The organism is Sulfurimicrobium lacus (genome assembly GCF_011764585.1).
In the GTDB taxonomy this organism is placed as follows: Bacteria; Pseudomonadota; Gammaproteobacteria; order Burkholderiales; family Sulfuricellaceae; genus Sulfurimicrobium; species Sulfurimicrobium lacus.
On sequence record NZ_AP022853.1, the window covers coordinates 3,340,887 to 3,366,304 of the forward strand.

The 25,418-nt window shown below is 59.3% G+C and carries 21 protein-coding genes; 13 read left to right on the top strand and 8 right to left on the bottom strand.

Features of this window, described 5'->3' with window-relative positions:
• Positions 1-170: 170 nt before the first annotated feature.
• The 12 genes from SKTS_RS16290 (at position 171) to SKTS_RS16345 (ending at position 14,784) form a co-directional block, all read left to right on the top strand.
• Positions 171-1,421: an aspartate kinase gene (locus SKTS_RS16290; protein ID WP_173067461.1), complete on the top strand. Its 1,251-nt coding sequence runs from the start codon at positions 171-173 to the stop codon at positions 1,419-1,421.
• An 83-nt stretch (positions 1,422-1,504) separates the two neighbouring features.
• Entirely contained in the window at positions 1,505-2,473 is a 969-nt protein-coding gene (locus tag SKTS_RS16295) for an acetyl-CoA carboxylase carboxyltransferase subunit alpha (RefSeq protein ID WP_173067464.1), read from the top strand.
• A 58-nt stretch (positions 2,474-2,531) separates the two neighbouring features.
• Positions 2,532-3,800: a tRNA lysidine(34) synthetase TilS gene (gene tilS, locus SKTS_RS16300; protein WP_244617374.1), complete on the top strand. Its 1,269-nt coding sequence runs from the start codon at positions 2,532-2,534 to the stop codon at positions 3,798-3,800.
• 46 nt (positions 3,801-3,846) lie between these two features.
• Positions 3,847-4,863 carry a TRAP transporter substrate-binding protein gene (locus tag SKTS_RS16305; RefSeq protein WP_173067480.1) on the top strand — a complete coding sequence of 339 codons (1,017 nt, stop codon included), beginning with the start codon at positions 3,847-3,849 and terminating at the stop codon, positions 4,861-4,863.
• 38 nt (positions 4,864-4,901) lie between these two features.
• The gene (locus SKTS_RS16310; RefSeq protein WP_173067483.1) at positions 4,902-5,429 is read left to right on the top strand and encodes a TRAP transporter small permease; all 528 of its coding nucleotides are present in this window, start codon (positions 4,902-4,904) and stop codon (positions 5,427-5,429) included.
• Entirely contained in the window at positions 5,426-6,715 is a 1,290-nt protein-coding gene (locus SKTS_RS16315; protein ID WP_173067486.1) for a TRAP transporter large permease, read from the top strand. Before SKTS_RS16310 ends, SKTS_RS16315 begins: the two co-directional genes overlap by 4 nt.
• 92 nt (positions 6,716-6,807) lie before the next feature.
• Positions 6,808-8,637, top strand: a complete 1,830-nt coding sequence (locus tag SKTS_RS16320) for a GGDEF domain-containing protein (protein ID WP_173067489.1) — start codon at positions 6,808-6,810, stop codon at positions 8,635-8,637.
• Between the two features lie 102 nt (positions 8,638-8,739).
• The gene (gene pstS, locus SKTS_RS16325; protein ID WP_173067492.1) at positions 8,740-9,777 is read left to right on the top strand and encodes a phosphate ABC transporter substrate-binding protein PstS; all 1,038 of its coding nucleotides are present in this window, start codon (positions 8,740-8,742) and stop codon (positions 9,775-9,777) included.
• Positions 9,778-10,020: 243 nt separating this feature from the next.
• On the top strand, positions 10,021-10,983 hold the full coding sequence (pstC, locus tag SKTS_RS16330) for a phosphate ABC transporter permease subunit PstC (protein WP_173067494.1): 963 nt from the start codon (positions 10,021-10,023) through the stop codon (positions 10,981-10,983).
• 270 nt (positions 10,984-11,253) lie between these two features.
• A complete protein-coding gene (pstA, locus tag SKTS_RS16335; RefSeq protein ID WP_173067497.1) occupies positions 11,254-12,099 on the top strand; it encodes a phosphate ABC transporter permease PstA in 846 nt (281 codons plus the stop codon).
• A gap of 14 nt (positions 12,100-12,113) precedes the next feature.
• Positions 12,114-12,887, top strand: a complete 774-nt coding sequence (pstB, locus tag SKTS_RS16340; protein ID WP_280513672.1) for a phosphate ABC transporter ATP-binding protein PstB — start codon at positions 12,114-12,116, stop codon at positions 12,885-12,887.
• A gap of 262 nt (positions 12,888-13,149) precedes the next feature.
• Positions 13,150-14,784, top strand: coding sequence for a methyl-accepting chemotaxis protein (locus tag SKTS_RS16345; RefSeq protein WP_173067503.1), 1,635 nt, complete (start codon positions 13,150-13,152; stop codon positions 14,782-14,784).
• Positions 14,785-14,791: 7 nt separating this feature from the next.
• Here the strand turns inward: SKTS_RS16345 and glmM are convergent, their stop codons facing one another.
• From glmM to SKTS_RS16365, 4 genes are all read right to left on the bottom strand, one after another.
• Positions 14,792-16,150 (bottom strand): phosphoglucosamine mutase, encoded by a 1,359-nt coding sequence (gene glmM, locus SKTS_RS16350; RefSeq protein WP_173067506.1) that lies wholly within the window; start codon positions 16,148-16,150, stop codon positions 14,792-14,794.
• Entirely contained in the window at positions 16,147-16,971 is an 825-nt protein-coding gene (gene folP, locus SKTS_RS16355; RefSeq protein WP_173069368.1) for a dihydropteroate synthase, read from the bottom strand. Before folP ends, glmM begins: the two co-directional genes overlap by 4 nt.
• A 60-nt stretch (positions 16,972-17,031) precedes the next feature.
• Positions 17,032-18,924 carry an ATP-dependent zinc metalloprotease FtsH gene (gene ftsH / locus SKTS_RS16360; RefSeq protein WP_173067509.1) on the bottom strand — a complete coding sequence of 631 codons (1,893 nt, stop codon included), beginning with the start codon at positions 18,922-18,924 and terminating at the stop codon, positions 17,032-17,034.
• 71 nt (positions 18,925-18,995) lie between these two features.
• The gene (locus tag SKTS_RS16365) at positions 18,996-19,640 is read right to left on the bottom strand and encodes an RlmE family RNA methyltransferase (RefSeq protein ID WP_173067512.1); all 645 of its coding nucleotides are present in this window, start codon (positions 19,638-19,640) and stop codon (positions 18,996-18,998) included.
• 43 nt (positions 19,641-19,683) lie between these two features.
• On the opposite strand from SKTS_RS16365, the gene yhbY reads away from it, so the two are divergent.
• Positions 19,684-19,983 carry a ribosome assembly RNA-binding protein YhbY gene (yhbY, locus tag SKTS_RS16370; RefSeq protein ID WP_173067515.1) on the top strand — a complete coding sequence of 100 codons (300 nt, stop codon included), beginning with the start codon at positions 19,684-19,686 and terminating at the stop codon, positions 19,981-19,983.
• On the opposite strand, the gene SKTS_RS16375 is transcribed toward yhbY, so the two are convergent.
• The 4 genes from SKTS_RS16375 to carA form a co-directional block, all read right to left on the bottom strand.
• Positions 19,980-20,435, bottom strand: coding sequence for a DUF4149 domain-containing protein (locus SKTS_RS16375; RefSeq protein ID WP_173067518.1), 456 nt, complete (start codon positions 20,433-20,435; stop codon positions 19,980-19,982). The genes yhbY and SKTS_RS16375 overlap by 4 nt on opposite strands.
• Positions 20,435-20,911, bottom strand: coding sequence for a transcription elongation factor GreA (greA, locus tag SKTS_RS16380; RefSeq protein WP_173067520.1), 477 nt, complete (start codon positions 20,909-20,911; stop codon positions 20,435-20,437). The genes SKTS_RS16375 and greA overlap by 1 nt, the downstream gene beginning before the upstream one ends.
• A 76-nt stretch (positions 20,912-20,987) precedes the next feature.
• Entirely contained in the window at positions 20,988-24,191 is a 3,204-nt protein-coding gene (gene carB, locus SKTS_RS16385) for a carbamoyl-phosphate synthase large subunit (protein ID WP_173067522.1), read from the bottom strand.
• A 76-nt stretch (positions 24,192-24,267) separates the two neighbouring features.
• Positions 24,268-25,398 (bottom strand): glutamine-hydrolyzing carbamoyl-phosphate synthase small subunit, encoded by a 1,131-nt coding sequence (gene carA, locus SKTS_RS16390; protein WP_173067524.1) that lies wholly within the window; start codon positions 25,396-25,398, stop codon positions 24,268-24,270.
• Positions 25,399-25,418: the final 20 nt, after the last annotated feature.

Genomic DNA, 25,418 nt, shown 5'->3' on the forward strand with positions numbered 1-25,418 from the left:
ACGCCTGACAAATGACAGGAAAATAATAACACAGAATAATGGTTTTCCCTATAGACAGGATAAATTTTTTTGTGGTACGGGGCGAGCATAATGCCAATGGATTAGCAACAATACGCTCTCGTTTTCTCACTGTAAATAAGCTAAAATTCCCAATTTTTGCAGAGCACGCAATGGCACTGATCGTACAGAAATACGGGGGCACTTCGGTCGGCAACCCCGAACGGATAAAGAATGTCGCCCGGCGCGTGGCGCGCTTCCGCGGCCTCGGTCACCAGGTCGTGGTGGTGGTATCGGCCATGAGCGGCGAAACCAACCGCCTGCTGGCGCTGGCCAAGGAAATCCAGAGCACGCCCGACCCGCGCGAACTTGATGTCATGGTCTCCACCGGAGAACAGGTAACCATCGCCCTGCTCGCCATGGCGCTCAAGGATCTGGGCCTCAAGGCCAAAAGCTATACCGGCGCACAGGTGCGAATCGTCACCGACGACGCGCACACCAAGGCACGCATCGTTTCGATTGACGACAACAAAATCCATGCCGATCTCGATGCAGGCCACGTGGTCGTGGTCGCGGGCTTTCAGGGCGTGGACGAAGACGGCAACATCACCACCCTCGGCCGCGGCGGCTCGGACACCACCGGCGTTGCGCTGGCGGCCGCGCTCAAGGCCGACGAGTGCCAGATCTATACCGATGTGGACGGCGTCTATACCACCGATCCGCGCATCGTGCCGGAGGCACGCCGCCTGGACACCATCACCTTCGAGGAAATGCTGGAACTGGCCAGCCTCGGTTCAAAGGTGCTGCAGATCCGCTCGGTGGAATTCGCCGGCAAATACAAGGTAAAACTGCGCGTGCTCTCCAGCTTCGAAGAAGGCGGCGATGGCACGCTGATTACATTTGAGGACGACGATAAAATGGAAAAAGCGATTATTTCGGGCATCGCGTTCAATCGCGATGAAGCAAAAATCACCGTGCTAGGCGTACCCGACCGCCCGGGAATTGCTTACCAGATTCTGGGGCCGGTGGCGGAAGCCAACATCGACGTGGACATGATCATCCAGAACGTCGGCGCTGACGGCACCACCGATTTCACCTTCACGGTGCACCGTAACGAGTACGCAAAGGCCATCGCCATCCTGAAAGGGGTTCAGGCCCATATCGGCGCCCGTGAAGTAGTCGGCGACGAAAAAATCGCCAAGGTATCGGTAGTAGGCGTCGGCATGCGTTCCCACGTCGGCATCGCCAGCGCCATGTTCCGCACCCTGGCGGAAGAGGGCATCAACATCCAGATGATCTCCACCTCGGAAATCAAGATCTCCGTAGTGATCGACGAAAAATATCTGGAACTTGCCGTGCGCGTCCTGCACAAGGCATTCAACCTGGATGAAAGCAGCACACCGCTGCTGACCACAAGCAAGTAACACCGAATGAAGGGGCTTACCGCCCCTTCTTTTTCGCCTGTCAGCTCTGTATCATGCATTTCACCTTTAGGTAACGTCCGCCCATGAAAACCACTTTTCTCGATTTCGAACAGCCGATCGCCGAGCTCGAAGGCAAGATCGAAGAACTGAGCAACGTTCAGGAAGACTCCGCGCTCGACCTCTCGCAAGAAGTCGCGCGCTTGCAGAAAAAAAGCCTGAGCCTCACCAAGGACATCTATGGAAAACTTGGTGCCTGGCAGATTTCGCAGGTTTCGCGCCATCCGCAACGCCCTTACACGTTGGACTATCTGCAGGGCATTTTCACCGATTTCGAAGAACTGCATGGCGACCGCGCCTATGCCGACGACCCGGCCATAGTCGGTGGCCTGGCCCGCTTCGACGGGCAGTCGGTCATGGTAATCGGCCACCAGAAGGGGCGCGACACCAAGGAAAAGATCCGCCGTAATTTCGGCATGCCGCGCCCCGAGGGCTACCGCAAGGCACTGCGTCTGATGCGCATGGCGGAAAAATTCGGCATCCCGGTGATGACTTTTATCGACACCCCGGGCGCATATCCCGGCATCGGCGCCGAAGAGCGGGGCCAGTCCGAGGCCATCGCGCGCAATCTTTACGTCATGTCCGAGCTGCGCACCCCCATCATCTGCACCATCATCGGCGAAGGCGGCTCCGGCGGCGCATTGGCGATCGGCGTCGGCGACGTGACCCTGATGCTGCAATATTCAAGCTACGCCGTCATCTCGCCCGAAGGCTGCGCCTCCATCCTGTGGAAGAGCGCGGACAAGGCGCCGCTCGCTGCTGAAACACTCGGGATCACGGCCAACCGGCTCAAAGCGCTGGGACTGATCGACAAGATAGTCAGCGAACCGGTCGGCGGCGCTCATCGCGACCCCGACACGACGATGCAGACGCTTAAAAAGGCGCTGCAGGAAAGCATGAACCAGATTCAGGAAAATCCATCGCTGGACGAACTGCTGAAAACGCGTTATGCGCGGCTGATGAGCTATGGCAAGTTCAATGAAAAAGCGGCCTGACCCAGCTGCCCACGTCGCACAATTCCTAGATAAACGGATTCAACCCGGCCAACACCTTATGCTGGCATTAAGCGGCGGGGTGGACTCCGTTGTTCTGCTCGACATCCTGGCCGGCCTGCGCGAGCAGCTGCAGTTCCATCTTTCCGCCACGCACGTCAACCATCAGCTCAGTCCCCATGCGAGCGACTGGGCGGATTTCTGCGTCGCGTGCTGCCAGGACTATGGCGTTCAGCTTGAAATCGCCAGCGTCACGATCACCCCTGCCGGCGACAGCCTGGAAGCAGCGGCACGCGACGCACGGCATGCGGCGCTGGCGCGCTCCACTGCAGACTTCATCGTTCTGGCGCATCACCTCGATGACCAGGTCGAAACTCTGTTATTGCAAATGCTGCGCGGCAGTGGCGTGGCGGGCGCAAGCGCCATGGCAGAAGAAAACCGGCGTCTGCTGCGCCCGTTGCTGGAACTTCCGCGCACTGCGCTGGAACACTATGCGCGCCGGCACGATTTGGCCTGGGTGGAAGACGAAAGCAACCTGGACACGCGTTTCGACCGAAATTTCCTGCGCCACCGCCTGCTGCCCATCGTCGAGGAACGCTTCCCCGCCTACCGCGAAACGCTCTATCGCGCCAGTCGCAACTTCGCCGAAAGCGCACATCTGCAGGATGAACTGGCGCGACTGGACGGTGCAAAAGCTATCGACGCCCCAAAGCTGTCCGTCACCGCCCTGGCACATCTGCCCCCTTCCCGCGCCAGAAATCTGCTGCGCTATTACCTGAAGCAGCACGGCATCGCTGCACCCAGCGCCATCCGCCTGGAAGAGACGCTGCACCAGTTGCTTAACGCCAAACGCGATGCCCAGATCAAAATCCCGTTCGGCGCATTCGAACTACGGCGTTCTCAGGATCGCGCCTGGGTCACCCCGGTGTTCCCCCCACCACCACTCTCCTTGTGCTACCCGTGGCAAGGAGAGAACGAAGTCCAGCTCCCGGAATTAGGCGGACTCCTGACGTTCTGGCCGACGCACGGACAAGGCATCAGCCTCACCCGCCTGCAACAAGAGCGCGTCACGATCCGCGTCCGGCAAGGCGGGGAAAGGTTACGGCCGGACAGCACACGCCCGAGCCGCAGCCTGAAAAACCTGTTTCAGGAAACCGGCATGCCGCCCTGGTCGCGCCAAGCGCTGCCTTTGCTATACAGCGGCGAAAACCTGGCTGCGGTGGTGGGGATCGGCATAGATTGCAGGTTCCAGGCACAGCCAGGCGAACCGGGCGTAATGCTGGAATGGAATACAACCGGCAACCTTGATTACAACCGGACATCCCGATAACATCAGCCAAAACGGCCACACCACATAACAAGATCAGGAGAACAAAATGAAACTAGGCACAATGCTGTTGATGGTTCTGGCCCTGAGCGCAAGCAGTATGGTTCAGGCCGCCGATGAAATCGTGATCAAGTTCAGCCATGTGGTGGCGCCCGACACACCCAAGGGACGCGCGGCGGAAAAATTCAAGCAACTGGTCGAAGAACGCACCAAGGGCAAGGTAAAAGTCGAGGTATACCCCAACAGCCAGCTCTACAAGGACCGCGAAGAAATGGAAGCGCTCCAGCTCGGCGCCGTGCAGATGCTGGCCCCTTCGCTGTCGAAATTCCGTCCCATGGGCGCCCCCGAGTTCGAACTTTTCGACCTGCCCTATATTTTCCCGAATTATGAAACCGTACACCGCGTGATGGACGGCGATGTCGGCAAGCACATGTTTGCAAAGCTCGAAACCAAGGGCCTCCACGGGCTGGCCTTCTGGGATAACGGCTTCAAACAGATGAGCGCCAACAAGCCGCTGCATACCGTCGCCGATTTCAAAGGGCTGAAAATGCGCATTCAGTCCTCCAAGGTACTCGATGCCCAGATGAAAGCCCTGGGTGCAAACCCGCAGGTCATGGCCTTCTCCGAAGTCTACACCGCACTGCAACAGGGCGTGGTGGACGGCACGGAGAACCCCCCCGACAACCTTTACACCCAGAAAATGCACGAAGTGCAGAAGCATCTGACCGTATCCGACCATGGCTTCCTGGGCTACGCCGTGATCGTCAACAAGAAATTCTGGGAAGGACTCCCGGCTGACATTCGCGCCACGCTCGAACAGGCCATGAAGGAAGCCACTGCTTTTGAGCGCAGCATCGCCAAGGCCGAAAACGACGAAGCCCTGAACAAGGTTCGCGCCGCCAAGACCACCGAAGTCTACATTCTCCCCAATGAGGAGCGCGCAAAATGGCGTGCCGCGCTGCTGCCGGTGCACAAGGAATTTGAAAGCTCCATCGGCAAGGACCTGATCCAGATGTCGTATGCGATCGCCGCCCAGGTGCAGAAAGAAAAAGTCGCCGCCAAATAGGCGCTCCCCGGGCCTCAGGCCCGGGGGCATCCTCAACCATGTTCAACCGCTTCCTCAACCACCTTGAAGAATGGCTGATCAGCTCCTTCATGGCTGCCGCCACTCTGGTGGCCTTTGCCGCGGTGGTGATGAGATACACCACTGGCGGCGGCATCAGCTGGGCGCAGGAACTCACCATCTACCTATTTATCTGGATGGCGAAATTCGGCGCCGCCTACGGGGTGCGAACCGGAATCCATATCGGCGTGGATTTCGTGGTCAATGCTGCGAACCCGCCGATCAGGCGCATTCTGATCATCACCGCCATGTCGCTGGGCGTGACGTTCACCGGGGTAATCGCTTTTTTCGGCGCGCGCTGGGTCATCTTCATCTACGGCACGGGCCAGGTATCGCCCGACCTCGAATGGCCAATGTGGATCATTTACCTGGCAATCCCTCTCGGCTCAGGCCTGATGTGCTACCGCTTTATTCAGGCCATGATTCTCTTCCTGAAAACCGGCCTTCTCCATAGTCATACCCAAGGCATGGCAGGAGCTGCCCAGGAAGAGAAGGAAGCGTTGCCATGACCTTCCTTCTAATCATCTCCATCCTGCTATTGCTGCTCATCACCAGCACGCCGATTTCGATCGCGCTGGGCATGACCGTGCTGGTGTTCCTGCTGGGCTTTTCCTCTTTCTCGTTCGATACCGTCAACATCATTTCCCAGCGCCTGTTCACCGGCCTGGAAAGCTTTGCCATCATGGCGGTACCGTTCTTCGTCCTGTCCGGCCAATTCTTGATCGACGGAAAAATCGCCTCACGCATTATCCGTTTCGCTAACAACCTGGTGGGATGGATGCCGGGCGGCATGGCGATGGCGTCGGTGCTGGCGTGCGCATTCTTCGCCACCATCTCCGGCTCCAGTCCGGCCACCGTCATGGCGATCGGCTCGGTAATGCTGCCCGCCATGGTGAAAGCCGGTTATCCGAAACGCTTCGGTGTGGGCGTGATCACCACCTCCGGGTCGCTGGGCATCCTGATACCGCCTTCCATCGTGATGATCATTTATGCCGTCGCCACCTCGGAGAGCGCCGGGAAGCTGTTTATCGCCGGCATCGTCCCCGGCGCCCTACTCGCCATCATCATGATGGGACTGGTGTTCATCCAGGCCAAGCGGCATGGCTTCCCGACCCAGCCCAAGCCGACGGCAAAGGAATTCTGGGACTCACTCAAGGACGCGTGGGGCGGATTGTTCCTCGTGGTGATCATCATCGGCGGCATCTACGGCGGCATTTTCACCCCCACCGAAGCGGCGGCGGTCGCCGCGGTTTATGCGTTCCTTGCCGCCATGTTCTTTTATGGCGACCTGAAGTGGAAAGACGTTCCCAAGGTTCTGCTGAAGGCAGCCAACACCAGCGCGATGCTGCTTTACATCATCACCAACGCCATTCTGTTCTCGTTCCTGCTCACCTCCGAACAGATCCCGCAGGCGATGTCTTCCTGGGTACTGGCACAAAACCTGGAGCCGTGGATGTTCCTGCTGGTGGTGAACCTCGCCCTGCTCGCCGCGGGGCAGTTCATGGAACCCAGTTCCATCGTCCTGATCCTGGCACCACTGTTTCTGCCCATCGCGAAATCATTGGGCATCGACCCCATCCACCTCGGCATCATCATGGTGGTCAACATGGAAATCGGCATGATTCACCCGCCGGTCGGCCTGAACCTGTTTGTTGCCAGCCATCTGGCCAAAATGGGTCTGACTGAGGTTTCACTCGCCACCCTGCCATGGGTTGGTTTCATGTTGCTCTACCTGATCCTGATCACCTACGTGCCGGCCATTTCCCTCTGGCTGCCGAACCTGCTCTACCGCTAATACCGCACCTAGCACGCCGCGGGGAAATGTCACATTTCTGTCACATTCGTCCGCTAACCTGTGCGACCTGTTCTTCCAACGATGAGACCTTTATGGACCTGGCCGAGCCTCGGCTTCTGCAAATCGGCCCGCGCAATGGGCACGAGCAACCACCCGCATCGGAAAGTGAAAATCTGCAAAGACTCGACGAGATTCTCGCCAAACGCCAATTGACGCCTTTTTTCCAGCCCATCCTCAACCTTGCCAGCGGCCAGATATTCGGCTACGAAGGCCTGATCCGCGGCCCTTCCGACAGCCCGTTGCACTCCCCCGCCAATCTGTTCAAGGCCGCCGAGATGGGCAACCGCCTGGCGGACCTGGAGCGGCTGTGCCGCCTGGTCACCCTCGAGAATTTCGTCAAGCAGCAGTTGCCGGGACGACTGTTCCTTAACGTCAGTCCCGAATGCCTGCTGCAGTCGGATTTTCGCCAGGGGGAAACGCTGCGCCTGATTCACCAACTCGATCTGAATCCGTCCCGGGTAGTGATTGAACTCACGGAAAACAAGCCGATCTACGATTACAACCTGCTGCGCGAAGCCGTCCACCACTACCGCTCCATGGGGTTTGAAATTGCCATGGACGACCTCGGCGCCGGATTCTCCAGCCTGCGCCTGTGGTCGGAACTGCGCCCGGAATTCGTCAAGATCGACATGCACTTCGTGCAGGGCATCAACCAGGATCCGGTCAAGCTCCAGTTCGTGCGCTCCATTCAGGTCATCGCGGAAAGCCTCGGCACACACGTGATTGCCGAAGGCATAGAAACGCAGGCTGAGCTCAATGTCGTCCACGATCTCGGCATCGCCTTCGGGCAGGGATACCATATCGCCCGCCCCAGGGCGATTCCGCCGCTGTCTGCGCCTGCCGAAGTAGTGGACAGTCTGAAGCACAACCATATCGCGGTTTATCCACAAAACAACCCGCTGCACAAAGCCGTCACCGCACGCAAACTGCTGCGCACGGTTCCCACCGTTACGGACACCACGACGGCCGAGGCGGTTTACCAGATATTCACCCGCGATCCGGAGTTGCATGTCCTGCCGGTTGTAAAGGACGGACGGCCGCTCGGCCTGATCAGCCGCTTTTCCCTGCTCGACCGCTTCGCCCAGCCGTACCAGCGCGAGCTTTATGGCAGAAAGTCCTGCACCCGCTTCATGGACAACCATCCGCTGATGGTTGAGCAGTCCCTCAGCCTGCAGGAACTCAGCCGCATGGTGGCCGAGGGCGAGCGCCGCCACCTTGCGGATGGCTTCATCATCACCGAGGCGGGGCAATTCCTCGGGGTAGGCAGCAGCCAGGACCTGATCCGCGAAATCACCGAACTGCAACTGCAGTCGGCCCGCTATGCCAACCCCCTGACCATGCTGCCGGGCAACGTGCCGATCAACGAACACATCGAACGCCTGCTGCAGAGCGGCAGCGCCTTCGTGGTGTGCTATTGCGACCTCGACAATTTCAAGCCCTTCAACGACCGCTACGGCTATCGCAAGGGTGACGACATGATCCAGCTGGTGGCCGGAATACTGCGCGAGACCAGCGATCCGGAACGGGATTTCGTCGGCCATATCGGCGGCGACGATTTCGTGACGATCTTCCAGAGCGACGACTGGGAATGGCGCTGCCAACAGGCGTTGCGCCGTTTCGACGCGGCGGTCCAGGATCTGTTCGACAGTGCGGACAAAACGAGCGGCGGCTTTCATGCGCAAAGCCGGCAGGGCGAGGCGCTGTTTTTCCCGCTCACCAGCCTGTCCATCGGCGCGGTCCCTGTCATCCGCGGCGCTTACCGCTCGCACCACGACATCGCGGCAGCGGCGGCCGAAGCCAAAAAGCAGGCCAAGCTGGGGGCGGGCAACACCCTTTTCATCGAGCGCCGCAACGTTTCATAGCGGGCCGCGCGGAACGTGAATCCGAATTCATAATTCTGTAACATTGACTGACTAAACTTTATCTCCGCTATACACCCACTTCATTCCACAGGAGAGTTCTAGATGAAACTGCAATTTGGTCGTACCCTGATCGCCGCTGCAGCACTGGCTTTCAACACCGGAGCTTTTGCCGCCGACATTACTGGCGCCGGCGCAACCTTCCCGTACCCGATTTACGCCAAATGGGCCGACGCCTACAAGAAAGAAACGGGTATCGGCATGAATTACCAGTCCATCGGCTCCGGTGGCGGCATCAAGCAGATCAAGGCCAAGACCGTCGATTTCGGCGCGTCCGACATGCCCCTCAAATTTGAAGACCTGGAAAAAGACGGCCTGACCCAGTTCCCCACCGTGATGGGCGGCGACATTCCCGTCTACAACCTGCCCGAAGTCAAGACCGGCGAACTTAAATTCACCGGCGAAGTGCTGGCCGACATCTTCCTCGGCAAGATCACCAAGTGGAACGATCCGAAACTGGTCGCGCTCAACAAAGGCGTCGCCCTTCCCGACCAAGCCATCACCGTGGTACATCGCTCGGACGGTTCCGGTACCACCTTCATCTGGACCAACTATCTCTCCAAGGTGAGCGACGAGTGGAAAACCAAGGTTGGTGAAGGCACTTCCGTGCAATGGCCGACCGGCACCGGCGGCAAGGGCAACGAAGGCGTAGCCAATTTCGTGAAGCAGATCAAAGGTTCCATCGGCTATGTCGAATATGCCTACGCCCTGCAAAACAAGATGGCATCCGGCATGATCAAGAACCTGGACGGCAACTTCGTCAAGCCTAGCGACGTCACCTTCAAGGCCGCTGCCGCCAATGCCCACTGGGACAAAGCGCCTGGTTTCTATCAAGTGCTGACGCAACAGCCCGGCAAGGAAAGCTGGCCCATCACCGGCGCCACCTTCATCCTGATGCACAAGGCGCAGGACAATCCGGAACAAGCCAAGAACGTCCTGAAATTCTTCGAATGGGCCTACACCAAGGGCGACAACATGGCGCTGGAACTGGACTACGTCCCGATGCCGGACAACGTCGTGAAGCTGATCGCGGGTTCCTGGAAAACCAACATCAAGGGTGCCAACGGCAAGGCCGTGTACTAAACCCAGGCATCAGCGAGAAAAAAGGCCGGGCATGTCGTATGCCCGGCCTTTCACCGGTATGACCCTGAACGATTTTCAGCCCTTTCAGCAACATGGCTGAAAATCGTTCAGTGCCATTTACGGACCAACAATAGCATGAATACAACAAATTGCCAGGCAACCGCTAGTGCCGGGGTGCAAACTGGTTATAATCATCGGTTTACAAATCAACCTGCACTTTCTTCAGCCCTACGAAGCCAAACGATGTCAAAAATACACTCCGCAGCGACACTGAAAAGACAACATCTGTTTGACCAGATTTTCCGTAACACTACGTGGTTATTTGCTTTTCTCGTCTTCGCGCTGCTTGCCGCCATCATCGGCTCCCTGATTATCGGCAGCATGCCGGCGATCAAGGCATTCGGCTTCAGCTTCCTGTTCAGCTCCGACTGGAACCCCGTCACCGAAAAATTCGGCGCACTGGTGCCGATCATCGGCACCCTGGTAACCTCGGCCATCGCCCTGTCGATCGGCATCCCAGTCAGCTTCGGCATCGCCCTGTTCCTCACCGAAATGTCCCCGCCCTGGCTGCGCCGCCCCTTGGGCACGGCGATCGAACTGCTGGCCGGCATTCCCAGCATCATTTACGGTATGTGGGGTCTGTTCGTGTTCGCCCCGCTGTTCGCCAAGCACGTGCAGCCCGGACTGCAGAGCGCCTTCGGCAGCCTGCCGGGCATCAGCCTGCTGTTCGAAGGCGCACCGATGGGCATCGGCATACTGACTGCCGGCATCATCCTGGCCATCATGGTGATTCCCTTCATCGCCGCCGTGATGCGCGACGTGTTCGAGATCGTGCCGCCCATGCTCAAGGAATCGGCCTACGGCCTCGGCGCCACCACCTGGGAAGTGGTGTGGAACGTGGTTCTCCCCTACACCAAGATCGGCGTGGTCGGCGGCATCATGCTCGGCCTCGGCCGCGCGCTGGGCGAAACCATGGCGGTCACTTTCGTCATCGGCAACGCGCACCAGTTGCACGCATCCCTGTTCATGCCCGGCAACAGCATCGCCTCGGCGCTGGCCAATGAATTCACCGAAGCCGAGGGCGAACTCTATACCTCGGCGCTGATCGAGCTCGGCCTGATCCTGTTCTTCATCACCTTCGTCGTGCTGGCTTCCGCCAAGATCCTGCTGATTCAGCTCAAGAAACGCGAAGGCAAGGCTACTTAGGGCTCGTTAATGGATAACTTGGACATACGTTGCTGTGTATTCGGGATGGACGCAAGGCGCGAGACGCGGGCAATGGTTATTCCATTGCCAAGTCTCGCAACGCCGCAGACGCCCGAATACACAGCAACCCTTCGGGCTGGGGCTATTTTGGCCGCATGCCCGCGTTGCGAGCCGCTTGTTGTGAATGACACAACCGCACGTCTCGCGCCTTGGCCTGCGCCCAAAATAGCCCCAGCGTATGTCCAAGTTATTCATTAACGAGCCCTAACCATGATCCCCATTTACACCCGGCGCCGCATCGTCAACGCCTTCAACCTTACCGCCTCCATGCTGGCCATGGCTTTCGGCCTGTTCTGGCTGACCTGGATTCTGTTTACCCTGTTCCAGAAAGGTCTGGGTGGCATCGGCATTGCCATTTTTACCCAGATGACACCGCCGCCGGGCAGCGCCGGCGGCCTGCTCAACGCCATCGCCGGCAGCGTGGTGATGGCCACACTCGCCACCCTGATCGGCACCCCGATCGGCATCATGGCCGGCACCTACCTGGCCGAGTTTGGTCAGCGCGGCTGGCTTGCCCCCACCACCCGGTTCATCAACGACATCCTGCTGTCCGCGCCGTCGATCGTGATCGGCCTCTTTATCTATGCCGTTTATGTCGCCAATGTCGGTCATTTTTCGGGCTGGGCCGGCACGCTGGCGCTGTCGCTCATCGTCATTCCGGTGGTGGTGCGCACCACCGAGGACATGTTGCGCCTGATACCGGACAGCCTGCGCGAGGCCGCCGCCGCTTTGGGCGCCCCGCAATGGAAAGTCGTAACGCTGGTAACCTGGCGCGCTTCCAAGGCCGGCATGGTGACAGGCGTATTGCTGGCGATTGCGCGCATCAGCGGCGAAACCGCTCCACTGCTGTTCACCGCACTCAACAATCAATTCTGGAGCGCGGACATGAACCGCCCCATGTCCAACTTGCCCGTGGTTATTTTCCAGTTCGCCATGAGCCCCTATGAAGACTGGCAAAAACTGGCCTGGGCCGGGGCGCTACTGATCACGCTGGGCGTTCTGGGACTCAACATCGCGGCACGCGTCCTGTTCCGCAAAAAATCGTCGTTCAATTGAAAACTGAGATGAGCATGAACCATCCGCACTCGACAGCTCCCAAAATTACCGTCCGCGACCTGAACTTCTACTACGGCAAATATCACGCACTGAAGTCCATCAACATGGACATCCCGGAGAAGAAGGTCACCGCCTTCATCGGCCCGTCCGGCTGCGGAAAATCCACCCTGCTGCGCACCTTCAACCGCATGTACCAGCTCTACCCAGGACAGGAAGCCAGGGGGGAGATCATGATGGATGGTGCGAACATTCTCGACAAGAAGCAGGATCTCAACATCCTGCGCGCCAAGATGGGCATGGTATTCCAGAAGCCGACCCCCTTTCCGATGTCGATTTTCGACAATGTCGCATTCGGCGTAAAACTCTATGAGAGTCTTAGCCGCCGAGACATGGCAGAGCGGGTGGAATGGGCTTTGCGCAAGGCGGCGCTGTGGGACGAGGTAAAGGACAAGCTGAATCAGAGCGGCACCAGCCTGTCCGGCGGCCAGCAGCAGCGCCTGTGCATCGCCCGCGGCATCGCGGTGAAACCGGAAGTCGTACTGCTCGACGAACCGGCTTCGGCGCTCGACCCGATTTCCACCTCGCGCATCGAAGAACTGATCTTCGAGCTCAAGGAGGATTACACCATCGCCATCGTCACGCACAACATGCAACAGGCCGCCCGCGTTTCCGACTACACCGCCTACATGTACCTGGGCGAGCTGATCGAGTTCAGCGACACCGACACCATCTTCACCACGCCCAAACAGAAGGCCACTGAAGATTACATTACTGGAAAGTTTGGTTAATCCTTCCAGTTATGTAACGGTGAAAGGCTCACGTGAGCATCGCGAACGTTAAGCCACGCAGTGGCGGCCGCAGCCACTACATTACCGGCAAGTTTGGCTAAACATCACTGAGAAGTTCGGCTACCCGCACCAACCTTTCCGCCTCGAACGCCCGCTCCAATAATCTCTGGAGCGGGCGTTTTGTTTTTGCGCGGACGGTAACAATACCGTCACACGCCGATGGCAGAATCGCCACCTCTCACATCACGTTATGTATTACCAAATGATCAGAAAACCAGGTATCAAAGCCAGCCTGTTTGCCGGCGCCATCTTCAGCGCAGTGATCCTGTTTCTGCTGGCGACGGAAAATCTGCTGGTGCTGCAAAAGAGCAATTCAGCCATGACCGCCGTATACGAGCAATCCGTTGTACCGTCATCCCTGCTGCTCGATATGGAGCGCAAGCTGACCGCAACGCGCTTCAATATGGCAGCCGTCATGTTCGACAAAGTCACGTTCGACCAGGCGGCCAGGCAACTGGCCGAGCTCAAATCCAGTCTGCCGGCGCTCTGGAACGAGTTCAAGACGCGCAAGGGCAGCGGCATGTCCGCGGAAGAAGCGAGCCTGATGGCAAGCGTTGACGCGCAAATGAAATCGCTCGATTCGTTCTACAAATTCCTTGAAGCATCCCATCAGGCAAACGACAAAACCATGGTGCGCTCTGTCCTCGACGACGACTGGCCTCCGCTCGAAAGCGGCATCCTGAACCCGGTCAGCAAGCTGATTGCCCTGCAAAATGAAAAAATTCAGGCTGAACATGCCGCAAGCGTGGCCACTGCGGAGAAGATGCGTTTGATCGTCATTCTGACGCTGATTGTCGGCGCGATTGTCGCCATCGCATCCACCACCGTCACCACCCTGCAGGTCCGCAGCATGGACATGGGCATGAAATACTTGCAACAAGCCTTGGCGCGAGTCGCGTCCGGCGACCTGCAGACGCGTGTGGCTTTTGCCCACAACAATGAATTCGGCGAGATGGCCCGCCATCTGGAAAGCACGCTGGAGAGCCTGCGCAACATGGTTGCGGGCATGAAGCAGGCGGCCCGCACCGTCAGCGAGGAAGCCGTCCTGCTGGCGGATACCGTTACCCACGTCGAACAGAGTTCGCGCAGTCAGTCGCTTGCTGCCGCCGAAACGGCCGCTGCGGTGCAACAAATCGCCGTGAGCATCGAACAGGTCACCCAGAATGCGCGCGAATCGCTGTCCATTTCGAATGAAGGCAGCGCCCTGTGCGAAAACGGCAAGCAAGTCGCCACCCAGGCGGCAAACGAGATGGCGGGGATATCCCAAGCCGTAACCGAGTCATCGCGCCTGATTGCCGCACTCAACAATCGCTCGAGCGAAATCAGCAAGATCACCCTGGTGATCAAGGATATCGCGGAACAAACCAATCTGCTGGCTCTCAACGCAGCCATCGAAGCGGCGCGCGCCGGCGAACAGGGGCGCGGGTTTGCGGTGGTGGCCGACGAAGTCAGGAAACTGGCAGAGCGCACCACCAAAGCCACGGCGGAAATCAACCTCATGGTCGGCGACATTCAGGCCGACACGCGAGAGTCCATGACGGTGATGGAAAAAAGCAGAATCAAGGTAAAAGAAGGTGTGTCGCTGGCCAATCAGGCAACACATTCGCTATCGGCAATCGATTCCGGCGCCAAGCGCACAGCGCAAAGCATCAGCGAAATCGCCAGCGCAACCAACGAACAGCACAGCGCCAGCCAAGATATCGCGCGTAACGTGGAAAGGATTTCCACCATGGCCGAAGACAATTCGCACTCGATCAGCAATTTGTCGGGCGCCGTCCACAAGCTCAAGGAACTGGCGCGCAACTTCGAGCTGACGGTGGCGCAGTTCCAGGCCTGAGCGATCGCTAGCGGGCGGCGGATTCGCGCACTACGGAAGCAAGCGTCTCGGCCCATTGACGCACATCCGCTTCCGACTGGCCCTCGACCATCACCCGCAACAGGGGTTCGGTGCCGGAAGGCCGCAACAGCACGCGCCCCGTACCATCCAAAGCGCGCTCCGCTTGTGAAACCGCTGTCTGTACCGCAGCACTGGCGCGGAAATCGAAACCTTTGGCGATCGGCACATTGATCAGAATCTGCGGATAGAGCACCAACTCCTGTATGAACTCGGACAGGCTCTTGCCGCTCAGTTTAAGTGCTTCCAGGACCTGGAGGGCAGAGATGATGCCGTCCCCTGTTGTATGCCGGTCAAGGCACAGGATGTGTCCGGAATTTTCGCCGCCCAGGTACCAGCCTCGCTCCTGGATAAGTTCGAGCACATAGCGATCGCCCACTTTGGCGCGCGCAAAGGGGATGCCCAGCTTTGCCAGTGCGTGCTCCATGGCCAGGTTGGTCATCAGCGTGCCCACTACCCCGCCTTTGAGAAAGCCTTGCTCCTGGCGAAATTTGGCAATCGCGTAAATTAACTGGTCGCCGTCAAAAAGCTGGCCGGAAGCATCCACCATCATCACCCGGTCACCGTCGCCATCCAGCGCGATGCCGATATCGGCGCCATATTGCTGAACCGCCGCTACCAAGGCGTCCGGCTTGGTCGAGCCACAATCCCGGTTGATATTCAGGCCGTCCGGCTGGTTTCCAACCGCAATCACCTCTGCGCCCAGCTCATGGAACACTGGGGGAGCGACGTGATAAGTTGCACCATTGGCGCAATCCACCACGATCTTCATGCCGCGCAAATCGAGTTCGTTGGGAAAGGAACTCTTGCAGAATTCGATATAGCGCCCGGCGGCATCGTTAACCCGCCTGGCTTTACCCAATTGGGCCGAAGGCATGGTGCACAGCGGTTTTTCAAGCTCATCCTCGATAGCCTGCTCGGTTGCGTCCGACAGTTTGTTGCCGCTGGCGGAGAAAAATTTGATGCCGTTATCTTCAAAGGGATTATGCGACGCTGAAATCACAACCCCGGCCTGAGCACGCAGGGCACGGGTAAGGTAAGCCACCCCGGGTGTCGGCATCGGACCGAGCAGCAGCACGTCCACGCCGGCGGCGGACAACCCGGCCTCCAGAGCCGATTCCAGCATGTAACCGGAGATCCGCGTGTCCTTGCCGATCAGCACGCTGGGGCGCTCCCCCTTGCCGCTGCTACCCTGCGCCGCCAGCACGCGCCCCGCCGCGTTGCCCAGCCGCATCACGAAGTCCGGCGTAATCGGAGCCTCGCCCACTTTGCCGCGCACACCATCGGTACCGAAATATTTTCTGTTCATCTTGCCCCCTCGACTGCAGTGACGATCTGCAGTGCTTGTCTGGTTTCTTTCACATCGTGTACGCGCAAAATTTTAGCGCCCTTCATGGCAGAAATCACTGCCGCGACAACGCTTGGCACCATTCTTTCCCCTGCGTCCAGGCCGGTCAGTGCGCCCAGCATGGATTTGCGCGACAGGCCGGCCAGCAGCGGCACCCCAAGTGACTGGAACGCATCGAGCTGGCGCAACAAGGCCAGGTTGTGCTCCAGCGCCTTGCCAAAACCGAAACCGGGGTCGATCACGATGCGTTCGCGGGCGATGCCGGCCTGTTCCGCTGCCTCGATGCGGGCGGCAAGAAACGCCTTCACTTCCGTCACCACATTCTGATACATAGGATCGTGCTGCATGGTGCGCGGCTCGCCCTGCATGTGCATCAGGCACACCCCCACCCCGGAATCCGCCACCGCTTGCAACGCACCCGGACTTTGCAGCGCATTGACATCGTTGATCATGTCCGCCCCGGCCTGTATCGCGGCGCGCATCACTTCGGGCTTCAAGGTATCGACCGAAAGCGGCAAGCCGCAATGCGCCAGGCCCTCGAGTACCGGCACAATGCGCTCCAGTTCCTCTGCCGCGCAAACCGATTGCGCGCCTGGGCGGGTCGATTCGCCGCCGATATCGAGCATGTCGGCACCGTGCTCGATGAGTCGCAGCGCATGGGCAATGGCTTGTTCGGTGCTATGGAACTTGCCGCCATCCGAAAAGGAATCGGGCGTGACGTTGACGATGCCCATGACAAGAGGGCGATCCAGCGAAAGATTGAAGCGTCCGCAACGAAGCATATTGGAGAGGCGTGAGAAGTGAGGGGCAAGGAGAGGCACTCCCCTCACCCCTCACCGATATCAGACTTCCTGGGCGGGAGTCGGCGTGGTGGTGGCCGGCGCGCTCGGCGTATTGTCCTTGGGCGGAGTGGGCATGCTTTGACTGGGCTTGGGTGGGCGCGGGGCAAGGCCGTCCATGATGTCCTTGATCTGGTCAGCATCGATGGTTTCCCATTCCAGCAGCGCTTTAGTCATGGCCTCGATCTTGTCGCGATTGTCCTCGATCAGCTTGCGTGCCAAGGCATACTGTTGATCGATGATACGGCGAATTTCCTTATCCACCTGTTGCATCGTGGCTTCGGACACGTTCTTGTGCGTTGTCACGGAACGGCCGAGAAACACCTCGCCTTCGTTCTCGCCGTAAACCATGGGGCCCAATGCATCGCTCATGCCCCATTGCGTCACCATGCGCCGCGCCATTTCGGTGGCGCGTTCGAAGTCGTTGCTGGCGCCGGTAGTCATCTGGCCCATGAACACTTCCTCGGCAATGCGCCCGCCGAACAATACCGCGATGTTCTGCAGGATGCCCTCACGGTTCAGGCTGTAGCGATCTTCGACCGGCAACTGCATGGTCACGCCCAGGGCGCGGCCGCGCGGGATGATGGTGACTTTGTGCACCGGGTCGGTCTTGGGCAGCAGGCGCGCCACCACTGCATGGCCGGACTCGTGATAAGCGGTATTCCTGCGCTCTTCTTCTGGCATCACGATGGAGCGACGTTCGGCGCCCATGATGATCTTGTCCTTGGCCTTTTCGAAGTCCTCCATGTCCACCAGGCGCTTGTTGAAGCGTGCGGCAAACAGTGCCGCCTCGTTTACCAGGTTGGCCAGATCCGCACCGGACATGCCAGGCGTGCCACGTGCCAGGATATCGGCCTTCACATCGGGCGCGATCGGCACCTTGCGCATGTGCACCATGAGGATTTGCTCGCGGCCACGGATGTCGGGCAGCGGCACCACCACTTGGCGGTCGAAACGGCCTGGACGCAACAAGGCCGGATCCAGCACATCCGGACGATTGGTTGCGGCAACCACGATCACCCCGGCGGTGCCCTCGAAACCGTCCATTTCCACCAGTAACTGATTGAGCGTCTGCTCGCGTTCGTCATTGCCGCCGCCCAAGCCTGCTCCACGCTGACGGCCGACAGCGTCGATTTCGTCGATGAAGATGATGCACGGGGCGTTTTTCTTGGCCTGTTCGAACATGTCGCGGACCCGTGCCGCGCCCACGCCGACGAACATCTCAACGAAATCGGAGCCGGAAATGCTGAAGAACGGCACTTTCGCCTCGCCGGCAATCGCCTTCGCCAACAGCGTCTTACCGGTTCCGGGATTGCCCACCATCAGCACCCCGCGCGGAATGCGACCGCCCAGCTTCTGGAACTTGGTGGGGTCGCGCAGGAATTCGACCAGCTCGGACACTTCTTCCTTTGCCTCGTCGCAGCCGGCCACGTCGGCGAAAGTCACCGTGTTGGTCGCCTCGTCAAGCAGGCGCGCCTTGCTCTTGCCGAACGAAAAAGCGCCGCCCTTGCCGCCGCCCTGCATCTGCCGCATGAAAAACACCCACACGCCGATCAGCAACAGCATCGGGAACCACGAGACGAAGATATTCATCAGGAAGGAGGGCTCCTCCTCCGGCTTGGCTTCAACGATGACGCCATTCTTGAGCAGGTCCGAAACCATCCACGGGTCGGAAGGCGCGTACGTGGTGACGCGCTTGCCGTCCGCCTGCACGCCCTTGAGAACATGCCCTTCGATGGTCACCTTGGAGACCTTGCCCTGCTTCACTTCTTCGAGAAACTGGGAATACTCCAGCGGGCTTTGCATTGCCTGGCGCGCACCGAAATGGTTGAATACAGTCATCAGTACCAGCGCAATTACCAGCCAGATTGCGATGTTTTTCATCAGGTTGTTCAAGCTTGCTCCTTAGCAACCAGCATCTATAAATTAATTGAATTTTAAACTCATTGGTCCGCGTACGGGGTGATTTATTTGCTGCCGGACTGCAGCCCCTTGCCCAGCATGTACACCTCGGTGCTTCGGTCGCGCGACGCCTTCGGCTTGCGCACCACCACCTGCGCAAAATGCGTGCGCATCTCGCGCACATATTCGTCGAAACCCTCGCCCTGGAAAGCTTTGACCACGAAGACGCCGCCGGGTTTCAGGTGTTGTGCGGCAAATTCCAGCGCCAGCTCGGCCAGATGCATGCTGCGCGCCTGGTCTGACACGCCGATGCCACTGATGTTGGGTGCGATATCGGAAATAACAAGGTCCACGTCCCGCCCGTGCAGCGCCTCCTCGAGCTGGGCCAGCGCGGTGTCTTCACGGAAATCGCCCTGAATGAAAACGGCACCGTGCACCGGATCCATGGGCAGAATATCGAAGGCGACCAGCATGCCGCCACGCGAAGGATCGCCGGCGCCGATTTTTTTCGCAGCTACCTGGGTCCATCCACCGGGGGCAGCCCCCAGGTCCACCACCGTCATACCGGGCTTGAGCAGATGATCGCGTTCGTCCAGCTCCATCAGCTTGTAGGCCGCGCGGGAACGGTAACCCTCTCTCTTCGCCAGTTGCACATAGGGATCGTTGACGTGCTCGCGCATCCAGCCTTTGCTGGTTCGGGTTCGTTTCATGGGCTTTCTAGGTTAAACTGTCGCATTTTTTGGACCATCAAGTATGTTGAATCTCACCCCCGGCCAACGCCGTTTTCTGCGCGCCCAGGCCCATTCGCTCAGCCCCGTGGTTCTCATCGGCGATGCCGGACTGACGCCTGGCGTCATGAAAGAAATAGAGCACAGCCTGAACATCCACGAGCTGCTCAAGATCAAAGTGGCTGGCGGCGACCGCGAACAGCGGGAAAGCATGCTGGCGGAAATCTGCGCCACGCTGGAAGCCGCACCGGTACAGCATATCGGCAAAACCCTGGTGATTTACAAGCCGGCACAAAAACCCCGGATCGTATTGCCGAAAGATTAGCCTTTTCGCGGTGCCAGGACCAGCACCAGTCCGAGTACGCTCTGCACCAGATAAACGATGCTGGAAATGCCGTGCCAGCGCGCGAAGCGATCGCGGAACATGCTTTCCATCACGCCCTTGGGCAGCGCCTGCTCCTTGAGCCCCTCCATAATCGGCTGAATGCCGAAATGCCCGGCAACGGCCAGCAGCAGCATCACCAATGCGGCCCAGAAGAATCCCTGCTTCAGCGCGGTGCTGCCGTAGCTCGCCAGACGGTGGATCAGCAGGTAAAAGCCGCATGCCATGCCGATGTAGGCGACGAGCGTGAACATCTTGCCCGCCAGCATTCCCGCCATGGTTTTATCCGCAAGCGCAGAAAAGAGCACCGGGGCGGAAAGGTAGCCGATGGCCCAGAGCGCTCCCACCCACAGAGTGACGGCTACCAGTGCAAACTTATCGGCGAAGCGGTTCATCAGATGTACTTCACGTCCAGAATTTCATATTCGCGAATGCCGCCCGGCGCCTGGACTTCCGCCACGTCGCCGGCCGATTTGCCGATCAGGGCGCGCGCGATCGGCGAACCGATGGAAATCTTGCCCTGCTTGATATCGGCTTCGTCATCGCCGACGATCTGGTAAGTCACCTCGTCGCCACTTTCCAGGTCTTCGAGATCCACAGTGGACGCGAACACGCAACGACCTTCCGCGTCGAGCAGCTTGGGATCGATAATCTGCGCGTTGGATAGCTTGCCTTCGACCTCGGCGATACGCCCTTCGACGAAGCTCTGGCGCTCCTTGGCCGCATCGTATTCGGCGTTTTCCGAAAGATCCCCGTGGGAACGGGCTTCAGCGATCGCGGCAATGACGCTCGGCCGCTCCACGTTTTTCAGGTTCTGCAATTCTGCGCGCAACAACTCGGCACCCAGGACAGTCAGGGGAACTTTGCTCATTACTCTATTTCCTTGAAATCAAATAACAATGCGGATCGGGTCACCCCAATCCGCATAATTCATAGCTGGCGCCAACTCAATTCAGGCGTTTATGCAATTCCTGCAGGCCATAAACCTGCAATTCTTTCATGTACTGCATGCCGACACAGGCTGCGCGCGCACCGGACATGGTGGTGTAGTAGGTAATCCGCTGCTGCAGTGTGGCATGGCGAATGGCATAGGAGTCCTGCACCGCCCGCTTGTCTTCCACAGTGTTGATGATCAGGCTGATCTCGCCGTTCTTGATCAGGTCGACGATGTGCGGACGCCCTTCATGCACCTTGTTCACCGCCGTAACCGGAATACCGGCTGCCTGGATCGCGGCCGCCGTGCCGCGCGTGGCAAACAGGCCGAAGCCCAGGTTGACCAGGTTGCGGGCGATGTCCACTACCTTTTCCTTGTCGCCACTCTTGACGCTGATCAGCGCCTTACCGCCGGACGGCAACTTGACGCTCGCCGCCATCTGGGACTTGAGGAAAGCTTCGGCGAAGGTGCTGCCGACGCCCATCACCTCGCCGGTGGATTTCATTTCCGGGCCGAGAATCGGGTCCACGCCGGGGAACTTGATGAAGGGGAATACCGCTTCCTTCACCGAATAGTAGGGCGGGATCACTTCGCGGGTGATGCCCTGCTGCTTGAGCGTCTGGCCCACCATGCAACGCGCAGCGATTTTCGCCAGCGGCAGGCCGGTAGCCTTGGAAACGAACGGCACGGTACGCGAGGCGCGCGGGTTCACTTCCAGCACGAAAACCGTCTCGCCCTGAATGGCGAACTGGACGTTCATCAGCCCCACCACGTTGAGGCCCTTGGCCATCGCCACGGTCTGGCGGCGTAACTCGTCCTGCAAGGCCTGGCTCAGGTTGTAGGGCGGCAGAGAACAGGCGGAATCGCCGGAATGCACCCCAGCCTCTTCGATGTGTTCCATGATGCCGCCGATCAGCACGTCGGTGCCGTCGCAGATGGCATCGACGTCCACTTCGGTGGCGTCGTTGAGGAAGCGGTCGAGCAGCACTGGCGAATCGTTCGAAACTTTCACCGCCTCGCGCATGTAGCGCTCCAGGTCGGACTGCTCATGCACGATTTCCATCGCCCGCCCGCCCAGCACGTAGGAGGGGCGCACCACCAGCGGGTAGCCGATTTCCACTGCAGCGGCAAGTGCCTGCGCTTCGGTACGCGCGGTACGGTTGGGCGGCTGCCTGAGCTTGAGATCGTGCAGCAACTTCTGGAAGCGCTCGCGATCTTCCGCTGCGTCGATCATGTCCGGCGTGGTGCCGACAATGGCCACGCCGTTGGCTTCCAGGTCGCGTGCCAGCTTGAGCGGCGTCTGGCCGCCATACTGCACGATCACGCCGTAGGGCTGCTCGACATGGACGATCTCCAGCACGTCTTCCAGCGTCAGCGGCTCGAAGTACAGACGGTCGGAAGTATCGTAGTCGGTGGACACGGTTTCCGGGTTGCAATTGACCATGATGGTCTCGTAACCGTCCTCGCGCATCGCCAGCGCGGCATGCACGCAGCAATAATCGAACTCGATGCCCTGACCGATGCGGTTCGGCCCGCCGCCCAGCACCATGATTTTCTTCTTGTCGGTGGGCGCGGCCTCGCACTCTTCCTCGTAGCTCGAGTACATATAGGCGGTGTGGGTGGCGAATTCGGCGGCACAGGTGTCCACGCGCTTGTACACCGGACGCACGCCCAGAGCCTGGCGCGTTTTGCGCACTTCATGCTGGGTCACGCCGAGCAGCGTGGCCAGACGACTGTCGGAAAAGCCGCTGCGTTTGAAGCGGCGTATTTCGTCGCGGCTCAAATCAGCCAGCTTGCGGCCGGACAGCGATTGCTCCTGCTTGATCAGGTCTTCCATTTGCGCCAGGAACCACGGGTCGACATGCGTCAACTTGTGGATCTGCTCCTGGCTCATGCCGCAGCGCATGGCGTCGGCGATGTACCAGATGCGTTCCGGGCCGGGTTCGCTCAGTTCGGTTTCCAGCGTGCCCATGTCGGTGGTTTTTTCATCCAGCCCGTCGTTGCCGGTTTCCAGCCCGCGCAAGGCTTTCTGCAGCGATTCCTGGAAGGTGCGGCCGATCGCCATCACCTCGCCCACCGATTTCATCTGGGTGGTCAGCCGGCTGTTGGCCTGGGGAAATTTTTCGAAGGCGAAACGCGGGATCTTGGTCACCACGTAATCGATGCTGGGCTCGAAAGATGCCGGCGTGGCGCCGCCGGTGATGTCGTTCTGCAATTCATCCAGGGTATAGCCGACCGCCAGTTTCGCCGCGATCTTGGCGATCGGGAAGCCGGTGGCCTTGGATGCCAGCGCCGAGGAACGCGACACGCGCGGATTCATCTCGATCAGCACCATGCGCCCGTCCTTGGGGTTGATGCCGAACTGCACGTTGGAGCCGCCGGTTTCCACGCCGATTTCGCGCAACACTGCCAGGGAGGCATTGCGCATGATCTGGTATTCGCGGTCGGTCAGGGTCTGAGCCGGCGCGACGGTGATGGAATCGCCGGTGTGCACGCCCATGGCATCGAAATTCTCGATCGAGCAGATGATGATGCAGTTGTCCTTGGTATCCCGCACCACCTCCATCTCGTATTCTTTCCAGCCGATCAGCGATTCCTCGATCAGCAGTTCGCGCGTCGGCGAAGCTTCCAGGCCGCGTTCGCAAATGGCGACGAACTCTTCCTTGTTGTAGGCGATGCCGCCACCGGAACCGCCCATGGTGAAGGAAGGGCGGATGATGGTGGGATAGCCGACCATGGCCTGCACCTGGAAAGCTTCTTCCATGCTGTGCGCAATCGCAGCACGCGGACAGGCGAGGCCGATTTTTTCCATCGCCTTCTTGAATTTTTCCCGGTCCTCGGCCTTGTCGATGGCCTCCTTGGTGGCACCGATCATGTGCACGCCGTACTTTTCCAGCACGCCATGCTTGGCCAGGTCGAGCGCGCAATTGAGCGCGGTCTGTCCACCCATGGTGGGCAGCAGTGCGTCGGGGCGCTCTTTCTCGATGATTTTTTCCACCACCTGCCAGGTAATCGGCTCGATGTAGGTCGCATCGGCCATTTCCGGGTCGGTCATGATGGTGGCCGGATTGGAGTTGACCAGGATGACGCGGAAGCCCTCTTCGCGCAAAGCCTTGCACGCCTGGGCGCCGGAATAGTCGAATTCACAAGCCTGACCGATGACGATCGGGCCCGCGCCGATGATGAGGATGCTATGGATGTCGGTACGTTTTGGCATTTCTTTGGTGAGGGGTGAGGAGTGAGGAGTGAGGCGAAAGTCCGCGCCCTACTCCTCACTCCTCACCCCTCACTCCTCACTTTTGCTGTTGCATCAAGGAAATGAAGCGGTCGAACAAATAATCAACGTCGTGCGGACCGGGACTGGCTTCGGGGTGCCCCTGGAAGCTGAACGCCGGCACGTCGGTGCGGCTCAGCCCCTGATTGCTGCCGTCGAACAGGGACTTGTGGGTCACGCGCAAATTGGCCGGCAGCGTGTCCGGGTCCACCGCAAAGCCGTGGTTCTGGCTGGTAATCATGACCCGGCCGCTGTCCAGGTCCTGCACCGGGTGGTTGGCGCCGTGGTGGCCGAACTTCATCTTCACAGTCTTGGCGCCGGAGGCCAGGGCCAGCAACTGGTGGCCGAGACAGATGCCATAGACGGGAATTTTCTTTTCCAGAATTTTCTGGATCGCCTCAATGGCGTAATCGCACGGCTCCGGGTCGCCGGGGCCGTTGGACAGGAACACGCCGTCCGGATTGAGCTTGAAAACCTCTTCCGCCGGCGTCTGGGCGGGCAGTACCGTCACCTTGCAACCGCGTTGCGCCAGCATGCGCAGGATATTGCGCTTGATGCCGTAATCGTAGGCCACGACATGAAAGCGGGGATTATCCTGGGACTGGAACCCGCCCCCGAGCCGCCACTCGCCTTCGAGCCACACTTCAGGCTCGGTGCGGGAGACCACTTTGGCAAGGTCCATGCCGGCCAGGCCGGCAAAACCGCACGCCAGCTCCAGCGCCCTGGCTTCATCCACTTCCCCCGCCATCAGGCAGCCGCTCTGCGCGCCCTTGTCGCGCAGGATGCGCGTCAGTTTGCGCGTATCGATCTCGGCAATGGCCACCACGTTGTTGCGCTTGAGATATTGCGGCAGGGTTTCTGTCTGGCGCCAGTTGCTGGACAACAGGGGCAAATCGCGAATCACCAGTCCGGCGGAAAAAATCTGGCCGGCCTCGTCATCTTCCGGGTTGGTCCCGACGTTGCCGATATGGGGATAAGTCAGGGTAACGATCTGGCGGCAATAGGAAGGATCGCTGATGACTTCCTGATAACCGGTAAGGGCAGTATTGAAAACCACTTCGCCCACGGAGTGACCCGAGGCGCCAATGGAAATACCGCGAAACACTGTTCCATCTGCAAGCACGAGAATGGCTGGCTGGTGTTGCGGCACAAGAACTCTCCGAATCCGAA

Coding starts and splice junctions, on each gene's coding strand:
- pstC (WP_173067494.1), top strand. CDS start 10,021: ATGTCAAAAATACACTCCGCAGCGACACTGAAAAGACAACATCTGTTT.
- pstB (WP_280513672.1), top strand. CDS start 12,114: ATGAACCATCCGCACTCGACAGCTCCCAAAATTACCGTCCGCGACCTG.
- SKTS_RS16365 (WP_173067512.1), bottom strand. CDS start 19,640: ATGAAACGAACCCGAACCAGCAAAGGCTGGATGCGCGAGCACGTCAAC.
- SKTS_RS16320 (WP_173067489.1), top strand. CDS start 6,808: ATGGACCTGGCCGAGCCTCGGCTTCTGCAAATCGGCCCGCGCAATGGG.
- SKTS_RS16375 (WP_173067518.1), bottom strand. CDS start 20,435: ATGAACCGCTTCGCCGATAAGTTTGCACTGGTAGCCGTCACTCTGTGG.
- yhbY (WP_173067515.1), top strand. CDS start 19,684: ATGTTGAATCTCACCCCCGGCCAACGCCGTTTTCTGCGCGCCCAGGCC.
- folP (WP_173069368.1), bottom strand. CDS start 16,971: ATGCTTCGTTGCGGACGCTTCAATCTTTCGCTGGATCGCCCTCTTGTC.
- greA (WP_173067520.1), bottom strand. CDS start 20,911: ATGAGCAAAGTTCCCCTGACTGTCCTGGGTGCCGAGTTGTTGCGCGCA.
- SKTS_RS16345 (WP_173067503.1), top strand. CDS start 13,150: ATGATCAGAAAACCAGGTATCAAAGCCAGCCTGTTTGCCGGCGCCATC.
- SKTS_RS16305 (WP_173067480.1), top strand. CDS start 3,847: ATGAAACTAGGCACAATGCTGTTGATGGTTCTGGCCCTGAGCGCAAGC.
- carB (WP_173067522.1), bottom strand. CDS start 24,191: ATGCCAAAACGTACCGACATCCATAGCATCCTCATCATCGGCGCGGGC.
- SKTS_RS16315 (WP_173067486.1), top strand. CDS start 5,426: ATGACCTTCCTTCTAATCATCTCCATCCTGCTATTGCTGCTCATCACC.
- pstS (WP_173067492.1), top strand. CDS start 8,740: ATGAAACTGCAATTTGGTCGTACCCTGATCGCCGCTGCAGCACTGGCT.
- tilS (WP_244617374.1), top strand. CDS start 2,532: ATGCTGGCATTAAGCGGCGGGGTGGACTCCGTTGTTCTGCTCGACATC.
- SKTS_RS16295 (WP_173067464.1), top strand. CDS start 1,505: ATGAAAACCACTTTTCTCGATTTCGAACAGCCGATCGCCGAGCTCGAA.
- SKTS_RS16310 (WP_173067483.1), top strand. CDS start 4,902: ATGTTCAACCGCTTCCTCAACCACCTTGAAGAATGGCTGATCAGCTCC.
- pstA (WP_173067497.1), top strand. CDS start 11,254: ATGATCCCCATTTACACCCGGCGCCGCATCGTCAACGCCTTCAACCTT.
- glmM (WP_173067506.1), bottom strand. CDS start 16,150: ATGAACAGAAAATATTTCGGTACCGATGGTGTGCGCGGCAAAGTGGGC.
- SKTS_RS16290 (WP_173067461.1), top strand. CDS start 171: ATGGCACTGATCGTACAGAAATACGGGGGCACTTCGGTCGGCAACCCC.